This is a genomic window from Cryobacterium levicorallinum (assembly GCF_004402405.1).
GTDB classification, from domain to species: domain Bacteria; phylum Actinomycetota; class Actinomycetes; order Actinomycetales; family Microbacteriaceae; genus Cryobacterium; species Cryobacterium levicorallinum.
The window spans coordinates 1-16,771 of record NZ_SOFE01000015.1 but is presented as its reverse complement, the minus strand read 5'-3'; the positions used below and the strand labels follow the sequence as shown (position 1 = coordinate 16,771).

Annotated in this window: 15 protein-coding genes and 3 pseudogenes; 11 read left to right on the top strand and 7 right to left on the bottom strand. The window is 58.8% G+C overall.

Annotated elements, in window-relative coordinates:
• Positions 1 to 23: 23 nt before the first annotated feature.
• Positions 24 to 373, bottom strand: a pseudogene (locus E3O11_RS18730) (HipA N-terminal domain-containing protein).
• A gap of 43 nt (positions 374 to 416) precedes the next feature.
• Entirely contained in the window at positions 417 to 878 is a 462-nt protein-coding gene (locus E3O11_RS09225) for a helix-turn-helix domain-containing protein (RefSeq protein WP_166787547.1), read from the bottom strand.
• 999 nt (positions 879 to 1,877) lie between these two features.
• Between E3O11_RS09225 and E3O11_RS09220 the strand changes: the two genes are divergently transcribed.
• The 5 genes from E3O11_RS09220 (at position 1,878) to E3O11_RS09200 (ending at position 7,247) form a co-directional block, all read left to right on the top strand.
• Positions 1,878 to 2,897 (top strand): LacI family DNA-binding transcriptional regulator, encoded by a 1,020-nt coding sequence (locus tag E3O11_RS09220; RefSeq protein WP_092452061.1) that lies wholly within the window; start codon positions 1,878 to 1,880, stop codon positions 2,895 to 2,897.
• 104 nt (positions 2,898 to 3,001) lie between these two features.
• A complete protein-coding gene (locus tag E3O11_RS09215; protein ID WP_092452090.1) occupies positions 3,002 to 4,297 on the top strand; it encodes a sugar ABC transporter substrate-binding protein in 1,296 nt (431 codons plus the stop codon).
• Positions 4,298 to 4,353: 56 nt separating this feature from the next.
• A complete protein-coding gene (locus E3O11_RS09210; RefSeq protein WP_092452063.1) occupies positions 4,354 to 5,304 on the top strand; it encodes a carbohydrate ABC transporter permease in 951 nt (316 codons plus the stop codon).
• A gap of 146 nt (positions 5,305 to 5,450) precedes the next feature.
• Entirely contained in the window at positions 5,451 to 6,242 is a 792-nt protein-coding gene (locus tag E3O11_RS09205) for a carbohydrate ABC transporter permease (RefSeq protein ID WP_092452092.1), read from the top strand.
• 9 nt (positions 6,243 to 6,251) lie between these two features.
• Positions 6,252 to 7,247, top strand: coding sequence for a glycoside hydrolase family protein (locus tag E3O11_RS09200; protein WP_092452065.1), 996 nt, complete (start codon positions 6,252 to 6,254; stop codon positions 7,245 to 7,247).
• Positions 7,248 to 7,634: 387 nt separating this feature from the next.
• Here E3O11_RS09200 and E3O11_RS09195 read toward each other — a convergent pair whose 3' ends face one another.
• Positions 7,635 to 7,838: a hypothetical protein gene (locus tag E3O11_RS09195; RefSeq protein WP_241977958.1), complete on the bottom strand. Its 204-nt coding sequence runs from the start codon at positions 7,836 to 7,838 to the stop codon at positions 7,635 to 7,637.
• Between the two features lie 616 nt (positions 7,839 to 8,454).
• Here E3O11_RS09195 and E3O11_RS18725 point away from each other — a divergent pair.
• Genes E3O11_RS18725 through E3O11_RS09180 form a run of 3 tightly spaced genes read left to right on the top strand, consistent with a single transcriptional unit; the run spans position 8,455 to position 10,709 of the window.
• Positions 8,455 to 9,183, top strand: a complete 729-nt coding sequence (locus E3O11_RS18725; protein WP_092452069.1) for a S8 family peptidase — start codon at positions 8,455 to 8,457, stop codon at positions 9,181 to 9,183.
• A 54-nt stretch (positions 9,184 to 9,237) separates the two neighbouring features.
• Positions 9,238 to 10,077 (top strand): hypothetical protein, encoded by an 840-nt coding sequence (locus E3O11_RS09185; protein WP_092452071.1) that lies wholly within the window; start codon positions 9,238 to 9,240, stop codon positions 10,075 to 10,077.
• On the top strand, positions 10,074 to 10,709 hold the full coding sequence (locus E3O11_RS09180; protein WP_134379357.1) for a hypothetical protein: 636 nt from the start codon (positions 10,074 to 10,076) through the stop codon (positions 10,707 to 10,709). The genes E3O11_RS09185 and E3O11_RS09180 overlap by 4 nt, the downstream gene beginning before the upstream one ends.
• 689 nt (positions 10,710 to 11,398) lie before the next feature.
• Here E3O11_RS09180 and E3O11_RS09175 read toward each other — a convergent pair.
• Both E3O11_RS09175 and E3O11_RS09170 read right to left on the bottom strand, forming a co-directional pair.
• Positions 11,399 to 12,217: a GIY-YIG nuclease family protein gene (locus E3O11_RS09175; RefSeq protein ID WP_092452094.1), complete on the bottom strand. Its 819-nt coding sequence runs from the start codon at positions 12,215 to 12,217 to the stop codon at positions 11,399 to 11,401.
• 158 nt (positions 12,218 to 12,375) lie between these two features.
• Entirely contained in the window at positions 12,376 to 12,960 is a 585-nt protein-coding gene (locus E3O11_RS09170; RefSeq protein WP_092452076.1) for a recombinase family protein, read from the bottom strand.
• A gap of 404 nt (positions 12,961 to 13,364) precedes the next feature.
• Between E3O11_RS09170 and E3O11_RS17610 the strand changes: the two are divergent.
• Positions 13,365 to 13,541, top strand: a pseudogene (locus E3O11_RS17610) (ATP-binding protein); the annotation flags it as partial.
• A 424-nt stretch (positions 13,542 to 13,965) separates the two neighbouring features.
• Here E3O11_RS17610 and E3O11_RS09165 read toward each other — a convergent pair.
• Both E3O11_RS09165 and E3O11_RS09160 read right to left on the bottom strand, forming a co-directional pair.
• Positions 13,966 to 14,943 (bottom strand): bacteriorhodopsin, encoded by a 978-nt coding sequence (locus tag E3O11_RS09165; protein WP_166787544.1) that lies wholly within the window; start codon positions 14,941 to 14,943, stop codon positions 13,966 to 13,968.
• Positions 14,944 to 15,024: 81 nt separating this feature from the next.
• On the bottom strand, positions 15,025 to 15,375 hold the full coding sequence (locus E3O11_RS09160) for a DUF7882 family protein (RefSeq protein WP_241994684.1): 351 nt from the start codon (positions 15,373 to 15,375) through the stop codon (positions 15,025 to 15,027).
• A 232-nt stretch (positions 15,376 to 15,607) separates the two neighbouring features.
• Between E3O11_RS09160 and E3O11_RS09155 the strand changes: the two are divergent.
• Positions 15,608 to 16,138, top strand: a pseudogene (locus E3O11_RS09155) (transposase); the annotation flags it as partial.
• Positions 16,139 to 16,337: 199 nt separating this feature from the next.
• A complete protein-coding gene (locus tag E3O11_RS09150) occupies positions 16,338 to 16,688 on the top strand; it encodes a helix-turn-helix domain-containing protein (RefSeq protein WP_198415583.1) in 351 nt (116 codons plus the stop codon).
• Positions 16,689 to 16,771: the final 83 nt, after the last annotated feature.

Below are 16,771 nucleotides of genomic sequence, written 5' to 3'. Positions count from 1 at the left end.
TCTTGCCAGCTGGTGTCGTCCTCTCAGATCGCGCGGATTCGCGCAGCGATCTCGGCATCGCTGATCGGTTCACCGGTGCTAGTGCTGCTCTGGTTTGGATCACTGCCCGGGTCGGCGAATTGGATGGCTCCGGCCACGTCGGTGCCATATGCGCGCAGCAGCTCGAACGGCTCAGCTGTGGCCAGCCCTGCCCGGACAGCCCACCGCTCACAAACGTCGGCATTGTCGGGGAGCAGGTTGTCGGGAACGACGTGAGCGTCGCTCCCGAGAACGGCGCAGCTCCAACCGGCAGCGACAGACTGACCGTCATCGTGTTTGGGTCGTCCAGCCACGCTGCGTTGTAGGTGAGGCGGTACTGCAAGGGGGCGAGCATCTCGAGCTCGGCTACGTGGGCGCCGTAAAGATACACGTCGAGGCTAGGCATTGTCGGGGTCTGGCTTCGTGTTGGTGTGAGTATTTGGAATCGTGTTCGCGGCGGCACGACGCTGCGTAAGTTTCAGGCTTGCCTTGAGGATGCGTCGACGCCCTGCTGCCAACCCTTCGGGATCGACGCTGGCTGTGCGAGCAAATCCGCCCGTGGAGTCTTCGCGCATCTGAAGAATCACGCCGACCGTATCCGAGGCGATCAGCGACTGCCGCCAGATGCCTTCACCGACAAGCTTCGGCGCGCTGTCGAGCCGCGGCGGCCGGATCTCGAGGTTTAGTTCTAAGCCGTCGAGGACCGCGAGCAGGCGGGCGGTGCCGATGTCGTTCTTGCCCTTCTCCAGGCGCGATATCCACTGCCTGGTGGTGCCGGTCTGCTCGGCAGCGTCGGTCTGCGAAAGACTGAGTTCGGCTCGGCGCAGGCGGATGAGCTCGACCAGGTCATTGATGAGCATATCGACCTCAATGGAATAAGGGCGTTCCATGCCTTTTGAATGGGATGCAGTTGTTCCGTAGCACTAAGAAACTCAGCAATGGAACAGCAAGGTTCCAGAACTTCTGGAGGCCGTCATGCTCTTGAAGACACTGGTCAGCGAGCGTTCGAGCTGTAGTGTGTGGCGACATGAAACGGAGGGTTCGCCGCTCTGCGCGGAATGGACGACGAAATCGACGGCCGGGTCACTGACCGCGACGATGTCCCTGTGTCACGCCGCATCACGGTGCCCGCGTCCGGATTAGGTAGTCGCTACGGTAACGGGCGTAGCGACTACCCAATCCGGGCGCACTCATCTCGAAGACCCCGTTAAGCCGCACGTCGGGCACCGTGTGGGCAAACGGCCATTTGGGCAAAACTGAACCCCCTACTCCCCAGTGAAACACTGGGATGTAGGGGGTTTTTCGTGGCGGTACCGGTGGGATTTGAACCCAATCTCCGTCCCAATCAGCGCCCGGCAACGGCCCAATTCCCGCATAAAATCAACGATCTATGATCATCGGCGGGGCTCTAGAATCACAATGATTTTGGAGAGTTGTGGGCAAAATGTGGGCAGGGCAGCCTCGGTTTTCGGGCGGCGATAGGGCGTCACGAGCGCATCATCCTGCCGTCTCGCGACCCGCAAGTTAATACGCATAGGTTATGAGACCGACTGCCCCTTGAGGCCGTGCGGTATTTCACTTGTGGCTGTCAATGAACACGTCCGCGCTTTGCACCACGGCCGATAGTGGTGATTATGTCAGCTTGGACCGTGGTCAGGCCAAATGGCCCGAGCCCTGGTGAGGTCGCCACGGTAACCGCAATTAGTCGATCGGCAAATTCTGCACAGCAGCCGATCTGAGCAAGAGCGCCATGCGCTTCTACAGGCGCATGCGTTCTTTCGCAGCACTTGACAATAACAAAAACGTTTATGTAAGCTCAATCCACCGTCGACAAAAACGTTTTTTGGATTGGTTCAACGATGAGCAAACGTGTGGGTATTCGAGAGGTCGCGGCCGCGGCCGGTGTCTCTGTGACGACCGTGTCACACTCGCTCAGCGGCGGTGGGCAGCTCAGTGACGCTACCCGCAAGCGCGTGCGTTCGGTGGCTGAGAGCCTCAACTACACGCCCAACCGCCTCGCCAGCGGTCTGCGCAGCAAGCGCTCACAAATCATTGGTTTCGTTAGCGATGAGATTTCCACCACGCCGTACGCGGGCAATATGCTGCTCGGCGCTCAAGACGCGGCCGCGGCGCATGATCAGGTGCTTATGGTCGTCAACTCCAACCGCAATGCCCAGCTCGAAGCTCGCGGCATTGATGCGTTGCTGCAGCACCGGGTGGACGGCATCATTTATGCCCGCATGTATCACCAAGCCGTCGAGCTGCCCGCGGCGCTTAGCGGCGTTCCCACGGTTTTTCTTGACGCCTCGAACGAGAGTAGCGATCTGTCCTCGGTTGTGCCCGACGAAGAGGGCGCGGCCCTCACTGCTATGGATCACCTCATCGAGGCGGGACACCGGCGTATCGGCTACTTGAACAATATTGACGATATTCCGGCCACCCGCGGTCGCTTGGCTGGATACCGGGCCGCTCTCGCGAAGCATGGCATCCCGTTCGATGAGTCTCTGATTGCCTTGAGCGAGTCCATGACGGGTCCCGGGCGCGACGCCGCAAGCCGGCTGCTCGCACGCCCCGACCGACCCACTGCGCTGTTCTGCTTCAACGACCGGATCGCCATGGGTGCCTACCAAGCGGCGCACCTCGCACGCCTGGCTATCCCCCACGACCTGAGCATCGTGAGCATCGACAATTTCGAGGTCTTGGCCGATGCTCTCCTGCCCGGCCTCACGTCTATCGCGCTGCCACATTACGAGATGGGCCGCTGGGCCGCTGAGCGGCTCGCGGCCGAGCTGGCGGGCGAGGCAGACTCGCCGCCGGAACAGATTCGTATGCACTGCCCGCTCGTTTTAAGGCAGTCGGTGGGCCCGCCCCTGCGGTAACGCGGCGGCGAGCCAACCTCCTATTTTTCGCGGCCGCTGTAACGGTCGCGTTGATCGGCGCCTGCGTCGATGCACTCCCCACCCACCAACAAGAAGGAATGAAAATGCGACACGCAAAGAAGCGCCTGGTCGTTGCGAGTGTACTCGTCACGGGTCTCGTCGCCGCGTTGACCGGCTGCGCAAGCGGCCCCACCGGCGGCTCGGACGGTAATAACGGAGAGTTAACTATCTGGACCCACAACGGCGGTAACACTGCGGAACTCGCTGCGGTGCAGGCCGTCGTCGACGGCTACAACGGGAGCCAGGACGAGACGACCGTGAAGCTGCAGGCGTTCCCGCAGGCGTCGTACAACGACTCGGTGGTGGCCGCCGCTGCCGCCAGCAAATTGCCCTGCATCGTCGATATCGACGGTCCGAACGTTCCGAACTGGGCGTGGGCCAAATACCTCACACCGCTCGACTTGAGCGTGGACCTCAGCGAGAATCTGCCCAGTACTCTGGGCATCTGGAACGGCGAGACCTATTCGGTGGGTCACTACGACGTGGCTCTGGCGATGTTCGCCCGTAAGTCGGTGCTCGCTGATGCCGGTATCCGCGTGGCTACGATCGATCAGCCGTGGACTCAGGAAGAGTTTTCCGACGCGTTGAAAACACTGAAGGCCACAGGCAACTGGAAAAACCCGCTCGACATTGGCACCGGCGACGTCGGCGAGTGGTACCCCTACGCGTTTTCTCCGCTGCTGCAGTCCTTTGGAGGCGACCTCATCGACCGCGGTGAGTACCAGTCCGCCGACGGTGTGCTCAACGGGCCCGAAGCCCTCGCTTGGGCTGAGTGGATGCAGTCGCTCGCGACCAACGACTACATCGCCACCAAGAGCGGAGCGGATCCGGCTCTCGACTTCCAGAACAACGTCACCGCCATCCAGTACGGCGGCAGCTGGGCCGCCACCAATAACACGGAAGCGATCGGCGACGACCTAGCCGTGATGCCCTCCATTGACCTGGGTGAAGGCAGCAAAGTTGGCGGCGGCTCCTGGCAGTGGGGCGTGACCACCGGCTGCGCCAACCCGGAGGCAGCCATGGACTATCTCTCCTACTCGCTCTCCCCCGAGAACATCGCAGCCATCTCTGTGGCCACAGCCACCATCCCAGCCACGGATGCCGCCGCCGCGCTGGTGCCCGGATTCGAAGAAGGCGGCAACCTCGCCATCTTCCGCGAATTCTCGGCGAAGTCCGCAGTGCTACGTCCAGAAACCCCGGCATACCCGTTCATAGCGACGGAATTCACCAAGGCCACGCAGGACATCATCAACGGCGGTGACCCACAGCAGACCCTTGAAGCGGCGGTCAAAGCCATCGACGCCAACATCAAGTCCAACGGCGGTTACACGCAGAAGTAAGTCGACCGCGGGGGCGCGTCCTTTCGACGCGCCCCCTTTCGCTCAGGAAGCCCCCTATGACCCCCACGATCGTACGACCGCCAGCGACAGCGGTCTCGGTACCGACGCGAACACGAAACGTGAAGCGCGACCGCACGAGCAAGAGCGAAGAACGAGCGGGACTGGCGATGCTAGCCCCCGCCGTCATCCTGCTCGCCCTGTTTATCTTCGTCCCCGCCATCCTCGCCTTCGGGCTTGCTTTCACCAACGCCCGGCTTATCTCGCCCTACCCGGCCACCTTCGTGGGGTTCAACAACTTTGCCCGGCTACTCACGGACCCCACCTTCTTTAGGGCGCTGCTCAACGTGGGCTACTTCGCCCTCGTGGTCGTGCCTATGCAGGCCGGCCTTGCACTGGTGATGGCGATCCTGATAAATAAGCAAGTCAAGGGCACCACCTTCTTTCGCACGGTGTATTTCCTGCCGGTGGTCACCTCGATGGTGGTCGTCTCTCTGCTCTGGCTGTTCATGTACCGCCAAGACGGTCTCATCAACGTCATCCTCGACCGGGTCACCTTCGGGCTGGTCACGGGGCCGGATTGGCTCAACGACACCTCAACATCGATGCCAGCAATCATTTTGATGTCGGTCTGGCAGGGCGTCGGGTTCCACATGATCATCTGGCTCTCCGGGCTACAGACCATTCCCGCCGACCTCTATGAGGCCGCCGACCTTGATGGAGTCTCTCGGTGGCAGCGGTTTCGGTACATCACCTGGCCGGGCCTATCCGCCACCCGTAGCCTCATCCTCGTCACCATCACCATCCAAGCGCTCAGCCTTTTCACCCAAATCAGCGTGATGACCCAAGGCGGGCCGCTCAACTCCACCACCACAGTGGTCTACGAAGCCGTCGAATCCGGCTTCGCCCAACAGGAGACCGGCTATGCATCCGCGATCTCGCTCGTATTCTTCATCATCGTGCTGCTGATCTCGGTCGCGCAGCGCTTCTTAAGCAGAGAGAAGATTTAATCGTGGCCATCGCAGAAGTGGCCACGGCGGTCACCCCTCACGCCGTGCTGGGCCGGTCCACGACAAAGAAGAAACGCTCGCTCGACCTCGGCGGCTGGCTCCTGCGGGTCGGTCTGGCCGTCCTGTTTCTCTTTCCCATCCTGTTCATGTTCGTGTCATCGCTCAAGCCCGACCAGCAAATATTTGGTGACCTATCCTCTATCGCGGCGTTCCTTCCCGTCGGCAACATCTCGATGGACAACTATGCTGCCGTCTTTGACCGTGTACCAGCAGCCAGATTCCTGGTCAACTCGATTGGCATCTCGGCGATCACCGTAATTGCGGGAATTCTGGTGAACAGCCTGGCGGCCTTCGCGCTGAGCCGGATGCGTGTGCGAGGCAAATCCGTGATCCTCACGCTTATCATCGCCACGCTGATTGTCCCCTTCGAGACCCTCGCCCTGCCGCTGGTCTGGTGGGTCAACCAACTGCCCTCATTCGAGCTCAGCGAATTGGGCTTTTACTTCACCACGGGCTGGATCGACACCTACCACGTTCAGATCATCCCCTTCATCGCCAACGCCTTCTCGATCTACCTGTTTCACCAGTACTTCGAATCCATCCCGAAGGAACTCGACGAGGCCGCACGGATGGACGGCGCCGGCTGGTTCCGCATCTACCGACAGGTAATCATGCCGCTCTCCGGCCCGGCCATCGCCACGGTCGCGATCCTCACTTTCCTACCCGCCTGGAACTCCTATCTATGGCCGCTCATGGTGGTGCAAACCGAGGAACTACGCCCGGTCATGGTCGGCGTGCAGTACTTCTTCCAACTCAACGTGTCCTGGGGTGAAGTGATGGCGTACTCCACGCTGATCACCTTGCCCGTGGTAGCACTATTCATCGCTTTCCAACGTTCATTCGTCAACAGCATCGCCTCCAGCGGTGTGAAAGGTTAGGTCTATTCCATGTCGCTCCAACTACCCGATAAATGGATCTGGGATTCCTGGTACGTGCAGGTCAACGGGCTCACGCACGCTTTCTATTTGCACGCCAGCAAAGCGCTCGGCGATCCCGACCGAAGGCACCGGCACCCAATCGTGGGCCACGCCATCAGTACGGACCTCACCACGTGGACTGTCGTCCAAGACGCCCTGATTGTCTCCGACTCCCCCGCCTTCGACGACGGCACCACCTGGACAGGCTCCGTCGTGCAGGCCGACGACGGGCTCTGGTGGATGTTCTACACCGGCACCTCCCGCGCGGAGGATACGCAGGTTCAACGCGTGGGCGCAGCGACTTCTCCTGACCTGCTCACCTGGACGAAAGTCTCCACCAACGCGCTCGTGGAAGCCGATCCCTCCTATTACGAGCAACTGGATCTGACGCTCTGGCACGATCAGGCTTGGCGCGACCCGTGGGTATTCCGGTTCCCCGGGGAGCGAACTTGGCAGATGCTGATCACCGCACGAGCGAACGTCGGTGACCCGCGAGTGCGCGGAGTGCTGGGCCACGCCACCAGCGAGGACCTTCATACCTGGACGGTGCAACCGCCTCTCAGCCAGCCCGACCAAGGATTCGGACAACAAGAAGTATTCCAATTCGAGATCGTCGACGGCGTACCGATCCTCCTGTTTTGTTGCGGGGTCGCGGAACTGTCACCAGAACGACGAGCAGCCGGCGAGCTCGGCGGCATATACAGCCTCCCCGTCGATGCCCGACTCGAACGCGTGGACTTCTCGGCCGCAGTCCTGTTTGACCGAACCGACCTCTACGCCTCCCGACTGCTGCAGGATACCGACGGTGGTTGGGTGCTGCTCGGCTTCATCAACATCGTGGACGGCGAATTCGTCGGCGTCTTGAGCGACCCGATCCCCGTCACGGCCGATCCAGTGTTAGGCCTCGTACACCGGGCCTTGCCGGTGCCGCAGACGGCCCACGCTTATGCGTCGGTTGAGCGCTAACCGGGGAGGCTGCGCCCACGCGCCGACACGTCAACTCCAACGGTTGCGTGTGGGCGGTCGCCGCGCTCATTAACCTCGGGCAGTTGGGTGAATGAATCCGCCGACGGAGCTCCCGGTGGCCCCGCGAATATGGCATTTGTGCTCGGTCGATTGGGCTGGAATGCGCAGTCATTATCTAGCGATCCTTGCGCACATGGAGCCTGGCGTGAGCGCACATGGTCTGAGCTCCTGCGTCTCGAAACCCATGCGATACGAAACAGGTCAGTTATGAGACACCACAGTCGTGAGAACTGGGGCAGCCTGGTCGACCTGGAACAGGCATTTCTATGTGTGGAAGACTCGAGAGTAGAGGGGATCTCCATGGGTGCGGGCAGCCTTGAGAGCGCATCAGGTCGGTCCCGGTTCGGAGTATTCTTCGTGCGAGATCGCACGGAGGATGCGGATGGTGCCGTCCAGGCCAGTGCCTGCACGGGTGCTGGTCTTGGCAAGTTGGCGAGGGGCTTCCAACACTGGGAGCGACGTCGTTGTGCTCCGGCTGACCCGGGTTACTCCGCCAGTGCGGGCAGTGAGGTAGCCCTCGGATTCAAGCACTTTGTACGCCTTAGCGACGGTGCCAGGAGCGACATCGAGATCCTCCGCGAGCTGACGAACCAAGGGACGGCGCCCCTCGGCGTGCCCACAAGCGCGGAGTGGAACCTTCTCAGTCGGAGCTGCTCGTCCCCGTCCCTTTGACGATTTGGAGTAGTTGGACCCGCTCGTCGGGCGTCAGGGTTTCGCCCACTGAATGACGAGATGGTCGGATCTGTAGAAGTCGGCATGGCTGTAAATGACAGACTGTCGCACACGGTCGAGGGACTGATACCGGTAGGTGCTGAACCGAACGATTGAGTGGGTGCTCAAGTCCTCAAATACTCAGTACTCACCGACATCGAAAAAAGAGAGATGCCCATGCTGGGCGAGGACGGAACTCAAATAGCCGCTTAATCGTCGCCAACATGAAAATTCCGTTGACTATTTCCGGATGGAGTTGACGCCGCACTTTATCTCCGCCAATCTGAGTTTCACACGACATCTGGTTCGTGAGCATCGGGGGGAAAATGATGTTTCGAAAATGGGCGGGTGGATCGTATCGCCAGCGAGACCAGCCATTTAATGAACCACTGCCCGGGGTAATCGTTCCGCGCGTGAAGTCAACGCAACGCATGTTTTGACCTCTCTCCGAGGGGGTCCCCGCAGACGCCCCGCGTTCCTTTCGACGTCAATCATTGTCGTCACAGCACTTCTCTTGATAGGTTGCTCATCGGCATCGATCACGCCGGCGGTTCGAGACACAGTCGCGATCGCTCTCGTCGATAGCGGCCTCAACGATGAAAACGTCGACTTTAGCTGTTTTCATGTTTTCGATACTGACGCCGACGACCAAGGGCACGGCACTTTAGTCGCATCGATCGCAGCAGGAATCGATGAGGATAGCTGTCCTGCGTGGGCCGATCGAGTCACTTGGATTAGTTACTCCGTCTTCACTGCAGGAACCGCGTCGGCGGAGGACGTTGCGGACGCTATAGAGCAAGCTATCCGGGACCAGGTGGACGTCATTAACGTCAGCATCGCGATCGGGACGGACACCCGGGCCTTACGTGACTCGGTGAAACGCGCCGTTGAATCGGGAATCGTGGTGGTCGCGGCTGCTGGAAACAACCAAGGGATGGGGGCGGGCTACCCCGCCCGATACCCGGGAGTTATTTCCGTCGGCTCATTAGATGCCGCGGGCCATCCATCAAGCTTCTCGGCTATTGACCATGTGAATTACTTCGCACCCGGTGAAGACATTCCCGCGGTCGACCGCACGGGGGGTCCGGCAGCTTGTCACCGGGACGTCAGCGGCTGCAGCAATGACCTCGAATCAAATCTTGAAATGCTTGCTCGGCGTAGCTAAACCCGATTCCACCCTGTCCGCACTGATCGCTCACCAATCAAAGGAAGACAATCAATGAAAAAGATCGCCATCGGAGTCGTAGCGGCGCTGCTGCTCTCTGGATTCGCTTACTCGCCCGCGTTCGCAGAGACCAGCTCTGCCCCGGTAGAAGCTTCAGGCAGCGGGATGGTTGACGAGGAAAAGCTTGAATCCGCTTTCAACGACGCAGGATTGACACTGGAAGACGTGGACGCCTCGCTCACTAAAATCTCAGTCGAGACGACATCGGATTTGGGATCTGGCGAACCTGTCACGGCGCTGACAACGTTGTCGTTTGAGGACAGTAGCGCTCTTTTTTCTCTAGGGAGCATCGACACCGACTACAACGCCAACTACTCCATCCAGATACAAGAGTTGAACGACGAAGCCACCTCGTTCACCATGACAGACCTGGCCACTGGTGAGACAGAATCATATGCCGATGACGTGGGCTATGCCGCCTTCGTGCCAGTACTGGTTCTGGGAATACCTATCGCTCTAGAGATCTTGAAAACACTCCTGGTGGCTTCTGCAGTTGTCATCGTCGCTGGTGTTACGTGGATCGCAGCCACTAACGCAATCGATGCCCTCAATAAAAAGGGATCAAGCTACCAACATTTCCGCGCGATGATTCTAAACGGCAAACTCGTACTTGCAAATGGTATGTCGCTTTCCGCGGCCATCACATGGGGCCGCGGGGGGAAAGACACGTGGTCTCGCAGCCAGGCCGGCGCGCTTGCAGTTGCGAAAGGAATCAAAAACGGCCTGGCCCCAGTCGGACCTGAGCGCGATTCGGGCGGTCGCGGAAAATTCGCACACTTCCACCCGAGCAACCGCACCCCCGCAATGCACGCCTTTTTCGGACTACCCAATTGATGGACAATCACGAAGCTGACGACCGTTCAGACCTCCTGGCACGGTGGAAGAAGACCAATCCTCAGCGATGGACAACGGACGCCGTTGAAGAACACTTGAAACAGGGTTTTTGTGCATATGAAATCCCGCTCGAGGCCATTACACGCACTGACTATTCGAACGATGGAGAAGTCCGCGAGGACTTGATCTACTCGCTCTACACGATCACTCATCCGGACGTCCTATCCCGCCTGTACAGCGCAGAAGAGAAGGAAATGAAAGATGTTGGTCCTGATACGTACGATGAAAGCTGGCGGGGACTCTTCCTTCAAGAAACTTCGGGCAGTGACACTGACGATCTTGGAACGGCGCCTCTTGGAGACGCGTCTTGGCTGGCATACAACCTTCTAAACACTCAACATTTGGTGGGCCAACGCACCTCCATCGTGCTCGAGCAAGAAGACGGCCTCGTCACTGGTGCCAAGGTTTATGGGATGTCTGACCACCTAACGACGTACATGACCGCGCTGACCGGATACAGAGAGACTGGAACAGAAACTGACCAAAATTACTACTCGATGAAAACTGGCGACGTAAACGACGAAGCCTTCGTCTACTACCTCGACTGCCTCGCGCGACACAGCTTCATCTAGCCCGATACGAACAACACCTGTCAGGCTGCGGATGCTGACCCACGGTGATGCGGCAGAATTATGCTAGCTGCCGCTATCACCCGTTGGTCAGCACCGTAGTCTGACTCGTCAGAGGAACCTGCCAAGAAGTCGCCCTTGATGTGCCTCGCCCGGAGGCCAAAAAGCGGCCTATTCGATCCTGCGATGTCCGCGATCGCATAGTGGCCACCGGCCGCAGCCAGTTAATCGAACACCCCCCTCACGACGGAAATATTTCTCGGCCCATAAGCACACTGTCGTGCCGGCGTAAACGCGACCGTGGCATCAACTGCGGTCGCGACAACTGCCCTGCCCTGGAAAACTCCGCCATTCCACGAAACGGCTGTCTCGAAACCCTAGGGATACAAGACGTCTCACGCCCATGTTTCGACTCCCTGCGCGTTCGCCGGAATTGTGCGGCGGCGCCGATTCTCATAACTACGTCGCATAACCGTATGCCTGAACCGTGGTACTCACCATTGGTTATGAGACACTCCGGGAGCAGAAATGACGAAACTGATCAGTGTCATTTTTCGAAGTCTTCTGCACAAATGTTCGTACTCGCGTGCACGCCTCGCTCCAGCCACCGACGAACCTCCATCCCCGTAGGGGGAACGCTATGCGCGAGGTCTGACATTCCTGCTCGGGGTACATCTGAAGGTCAGTTGACGTCAGCCGTTATCGGCCAGACTCCTAAGGTCCACGTTGAAAGTCTCTTCCACAAACGCGATGGTGACAGGCTGATCGTCGAGCGAGGCGCGGATTCTTTGCGGTGCGTAGTGCCCTTTCTTCTTGCTAATTCGCTTGGCCTCCTCACGTGGGACAGTCACCCTCCAGTCCACCGACACGATGTATTCGCAAGTCTCCAAATCGGCGGCGTCATGAGAAAGGTTGGGCTGAACGAGGTCATGGGCTCCAAGGGGAACGCCACCGTACAGAAACTGTGAATAGGGAACTGCGCGATGCCGCACACGACCAACGCCGACGTATCCACGCCCCTTCAGGTAGGCGGCCACGATGTCACCCTCTACAAGCGAACTGATTTGCTTGCGCCACGTTGGGTTAATGCCGCCAGCGGTTAGGAAGCCAAACTTCCGACAGTCATCCCAATTGCGGGTCTCACCCTCTCCAACGTTGACGTAGTAGATGCCGTTCTCGAAGTCGAAGTGAGCCAGTTCCTTGTGATACGTGTTCGGTTTCCGGAAGCGTGAGACGAAGTGTCCGGAGGCGATGTTGTCGAGGGTCCGGCCTAGCTTCCAAATGAGGGTCGTCTCGACCATCAAGGCCTCGTGTTCAGTCAGGCCGCTAGCAATGACGCGAATGATGGGTCGCTCACCCTCATTTTGGATGTCTTTGATCCGAGCGGCCTTTGCGGAGTCACTGACATCCGAGAGATGGGCGTCTTTGCGAGACCCCTTGCCTTTTCCGTAGTAGAACTCTTCGTAGCTGCGCGGATCGATGTAGACGTACACGTAGTAATTGGAGCTCATGTTCTGCGAGCCTAGTTGAGTCCCCACACTGTGTGATCGAGATTCCAGTTCCGGTGCCCGTAAGGGGGACGGTGACCGGGACACCTTCGAATCATGGTCGGGATTGTGCAGGCGAGTGTAACCACTGGCTTTTCCGTACTCCTCTGCACGACGCACATTCAGGCGGCGGTGTCTCCGGCGCGCTGGATTGCTCGGTAGACCGTGGACCTTCCGACGCTGAAAAGTTCAGCGATTTGCGCGGTGGTGTGTTCGCCGCGTTGGTGGACCTCGACCAGGTGCTTCTCCTGCGCCTTGGATAGTTTCGGTTGTTTACCTCTAAGGCGACCGGCCGCTTTGGCGACTTGCATGCCTTCCCGGGTGCGGGCACGGATAAGGTCGGCTTCGAATTCAGCGACCATGGCGAGCACATTAAAGAGGAGCCTTCCGACCGGGTCGGTGGGGTCATGAACGGAACCACCGATGCTGAGTTTCACTTCACGAAGGGTGAGGTCGTCGACGATGTCTTTCGCGTCGCGAAGCGATCGTGCCAGCCGGTCGAGCTTGGTCACGACGAGAGTGTCGCCGGCCCGGCATGCCGCTAATGCTTCGCGAAGACCTGGTCGGGCCCGATTCGTTCCGGTCAGGCCTTGATCGGTGAACGTTTTCTCGACCGAGACTCCGAGGGCGGCGAGGGCGTTCTTTTGGGCGGTGAGGTCTTGGTCGTTGGTGGATACGCGCGCGTACCCGATAAGCATGCTGGTCATGCTTCAGGAGTGTACCGTTTAGCCCCCCTTCACCGGGCATTTTCTCGGACGGGGCTTACGGGAATTAGGCGCCCGCGGAACTACGCGGATTGTCTTTGGCGCTTTTCGTCCGAGCGGGTGTCCCGGTCGCCGTCCCGTATACGGGCGGCGGGGCGGAAGTAAACGCTTCTTGCACCGTGCCTAATGCCATTGGTGCGTGCGTGAACGATCCGCAACTAGAAACCCCCGCTGCGATCATTGCTACCTGACAGTCAGCGGTTCACACCATTCCTTGGCTTCTAAACGCCGCTCGCCAGCAGGCGGTTGCACGGGCGCATGCGCCGAGTTGAGGTATCCCGTATCGCCTGACTGGGTGAAAAAGGCGGGCCACCCGTGCCCTGCACCGGGCGTTTTTTTGGCCCTGTTTTCAGTCGGCATCAACGGTGTTCTGCACCCGATACACCCAGAAGGATTGGCACCAGCGCCTTGGCTTTGGGGTTCACGCCGATGCGATCATGGACCACATCGTGCACAACACCATCTGGGTTGAGACCGGCGGCCACAATATGCGAGAACACACCGTCGGCAAGGTTACAGCATAACCGCTCGCGCGGTCGGGCGCCAGCGGCCGCCGACCGCGCGACAGTCTGGCGCCGGGCGCCAATATCTCAGGCCCCCGGAAGCAATCTTGACTGGCCCTCAAACCTGCAAATACTCAGAAGGGTGTCGAGGTCCCGCTCCTGGGCAACTGAGTATCCCGAAACGGTACTTGTTCGAATTACCGTTATGCCCCATTTATTTTATTCGTACCCTGCGCGCGGCGTATTTGTGTAGTGCAGACAGAGTGAAGTCTTCTCATGAGTCGTCACGGTTCTCTCGAATGACCGCTGAGGCGTACCGGCTTATTCGTGCGTAGTTCGCACGGAGTAGGGCGTGAATGGTCGTTACCCGAGTGCGGGTGCTTACGATATGAGCGGGTATCTAATAAGACGGTCTGAATTGGACGGTGCTGTAGTACCTCGTCGGTTAGAGATCTGTGGGGGGAAAATCGTCAGTCCACTGACGTGCGGAGGAACTGGCGGTGGCATTGCTGTCGGAAGGTTTTGGGCGACGCTGATGAATGGTTTCGCCTTCGGGCAGATACACGACGGTGGGGATACCGGCGTCAGATTGTTTGACGGACGAGATCCAGATTGCTTCTGTGTGGATATCTACGCCCGCTCGGACATCTTCTGCCGTGCGTAGTTTGGCTATTCGGTGGATGAGACCACAGAAGCCAAGTTTCACGACGATATCGGCCGTACAAAGAATAATGTGGATCGACGTTGTCCAGAGTCCGCCGGCAAAGAGAATCTGAATCAGGTAGGCCAGCGGGTATACCGCCCACCCGGACATGAGGAAGATTGTCGCTGTTTTGAGTAGTGCTGCAGCTTCCGGGGTGAGCTGAGGCAACGAATGGCGAATAGCTCGAATGAGTATTACCGCTGTGATGATCCAGAACACGGTGCTGATAGCGCCCCAGATAATGAGAGAGCCCACGCTGCGACCGTCGCCGATGACGACCGCGCCGAGAAATCCGGTGAAGATCATGAGAAATGCTCCCGCAACGGCTGCGAGGCGAGTTCGGCGAGCTGATACGCCACTGAGAGTTGCGACGGAGAGCAGTTCAATTGATAACAGTGGGACAGCGATGGACCATTCCACATATCGGGGAGCGATAGTCATGATCGCTTCCGAATTCGGAACCCACAACGACCCAACGTGGTCATATCCGGAAGTGAACGCTAGCACCATAAAAACGTACGATAGCGTCGCGACGATCATGATACCCGATCGCGCCACCACCGCGGTCCGGTACCGGGCGCCAACCTCCCCGCGAGTTAGCCATGTTCGAGCTAGCCCGAACAAGAGAGCTGATCCGGTGAGGGCCAGAAAGTAAAAAATGAGCGAGTGCTCAGCCTGGGTCAGGGAAGCTTCCCAGGGGGCAGAAATCATGTCAGTCATAAGCATTTCTTCACAGAGTTGATGACAAAGAACATCGTGAACACCTGAAGCTGGTGCAGCTTGAAAATGCAAACATACCCGTTAGCGCCGGTGTCCAGCCGGGACAGTTGCAGATAACGGCGTCGTGTTGGCCATGTCTGGTTCGGCGCTGAAAAACATGCCACCTGGGCTATTGGCTGAGAGCATCAGAATATCTATCCAGGCACGGTTTATTGTGGAAGCTCGGTTACCAGAAAAAAGAAAAATGAGGGTGCTACTGGGATCCAACCAAATACTTGTCCGACCACTCCCTGTATTCTTATCTGCAACCCAGCTGAAAATGAAACTCTCTCGCCTGCGCAACTTCGCCACAATCACAATCTGTAAGTGATGAAGGGCACGGTCATCGAAGTCAATATCCGTTGCAGACGAGCCGTACCGTAAAATCCCCATTGTCCCATTCTACCGAGTAGCAAATAACCCGTCTAGGGCGTGTAGTTCGATGGGACCAACTCACCCCCAGGGCCGTCGCGCTCCGGAACTTTGAGGCCATACTGCCGGGATGTGTATTTATCACCACAGTTCAGGGCCTCTCGTTCGCGACCAGCGCTCTGAGAGGAACTGTCTCTTAAATCGTGTTTCCGGCCTGACGCGCTAACGTGGGTCTGGCGGGAAAGGTGCCGTGATGAAGACTCTTGATGCTGTGACGAAGAAGACGAAATCTGATCCGACCCGTGAGGCGGTGGCGGCGAAGAAATGGGTGCGCCCGGCGAAAGAGCAGGGCCTGACCCTGGATGGTCCCAATGGGCTGCTGGGCCAGTTCACCAAAACCTTTCTCGAGACCGCGCTGAACGAGGAAATAACCAAGCACCTCGGCCATGAGAAGAATCATGCCCCGCACGAACGTGACGACACGAATGTGCGCAACGGGACCCTCACCAAAACAGTGATCAGCCCCACGACCGGGCCGGTGACGATCCAGGTGCCTCGTGACCGGGACGGGACGTTCACTCCGGTGATCGTGCCGAAACGACATCGCCGCCTGAGCGGGGTCGATGAGGTCGTGCTGTCGTTGTATGCCCGCGGCCTCACGACCGGGGAAATCAGCGCGCACTTCAACCAGATCTATGGCGCCCAAGTCTCGAAAGAGACCATCTCCCGCATCACGGACAAAGTGGTCGAGGAGATGCAAACGTGGCAGTCCCGCCCCCTGGAGAGCGGGCAGTTTCTAGGGGTCGTTGCGAATCCCGAGCAGGGAGAAACCAATGGTCAGATTTGCACCGAACAAGATGCCGGCAGCGGTTAAGCGTCGTTACTTCGTATTGATTCGACAGGGCCTGTCGGGGTCTGAGGCGGCCCGACAGGTCGGAGTGTCGCTCAGTTGCGGATCGTTGTGGTTCATCGATGCTGGCAGTATGACTGTCGTCGAACGCGTCCCCATTAGTTCTCGCTATTTCTCTCAGGACGATCGAATCGAAATCGGAGACGGCCTCGCCGCAGGCGAGGCCGTGAAAGGGATCGCTGTCCGGATTGGGAAAAGCTTCCAGAGCGTCTATCGAGAGATTGCACGCAACCGCAAGGCGGACGGCACCTACCAGCCGTGGTTCGCTCATAACCAAGCCCATTTGCAGCGCAAGCGGCCGAAGATCCGCATCTTCGAGGAGGTCCCAGCTCTTCGAAGCATCGTCGCGGTGAAACTTGCGAAACGATGGTCGCCGGGTCAGATCAGTAGATGGCTGAGGGTCACGTCCCGCCGGTTGGTGTAATTCATCGTCACCGTGCGGGTCAGCTGATTTGATTATGCGGCAATGAGCTCGGGAACGGGAATCACCCCCGTCAGGGCGCTGGC

What these genes read in the sequence shown, in the direction of transcription:
- E3O11_RS09205 (WP_092452092.1), top strand. Translation starts at nt 5,451, where the DNA reads ATGTTCGTGTCATCGCTCAAGCCCGACCAGCAAATATTTGGTGACCTA.
- E3O11_RS09160 (WP_241994684.1), bottom strand. Translation starts at nt 15,375, where the DNA reads ATGGGGATTTTACGGTACGGCTCGTCTGCAACGGATATTGACTTCGAT.
- E3O11_RS09165 (WP_166787544.1), bottom strand. Translation starts at nt 14,943, where the DNA reads ATGACTGACATGATTTCTGCCCCCTGGGAAGCTTCCCTGACCCAGGCT.
- E3O11_RS09220 (WP_092452061.1), top strand. Translation starts at nt 1,878, where the DNA reads ATGAGCAAACGTGTGGGTATTCGAGAGGTCGCGGCCGCGGCCGGTGTC.
- E3O11_RS09175 (WP_092452094.1), bottom strand. Translation starts at nt 12,217, where the DNA reads ATGAGCTCCAATTACTACGTGTACGTCTACATCGATCCGCGCAGCTAC.
- E3O11_RS09200 (WP_092452065.1), top strand. Translation starts at nt 6,252, where the DNA reads ATGTCGCTCCAACTACCCGATAAATGGATCTGGGATTCCTGGTACGTG.
- E3O11_RS09215 (WP_092452090.1), top strand. Translation starts at nt 3,002, where the DNA reads ATGCGACACGCAAAGAAGCGCCTGGTCGTTGCGAGTGTACTCGTCACG.
- E3O11_RS09210 (WP_092452063.1), top strand. Translation starts at nt 4,354, where the DNA reads ATGACCCCCACGATCGTACGACCGCCAGCGACAGCGGTCTCGGTACCG.
- E3O11_RS09225 (WP_166787547.1), bottom strand. Translation starts at nt 878, where the DNA reads ATGCTCATCAATGACCTGGTCGAGCTCATCCGCCTGCGCCGAGCCGAA.
- E3O11_RS09185 (WP_092452071.1), top strand. Translation starts at nt 9,238, where the DNA reads ATGAAAAAGATCGCCATCGGAGTCGTAGCGGCGCTGCTGCTCTCTGGA.
- E3O11_RS09170 (WP_092452076.1), bottom strand. Translation starts at nt 12,960, where the DNA reads ATGACCAGCATGCTTATCGGGTACGCGCGCGTATCCACCAACGACCAA.
- E3O11_RS09150 (WP_198415583.1), top strand. Translation starts at nt 16,338, where the DNA reads ATGACTGTCGTCGAACGCGTCCCCATTAGTTCTCGCTATTTCTCTCAG.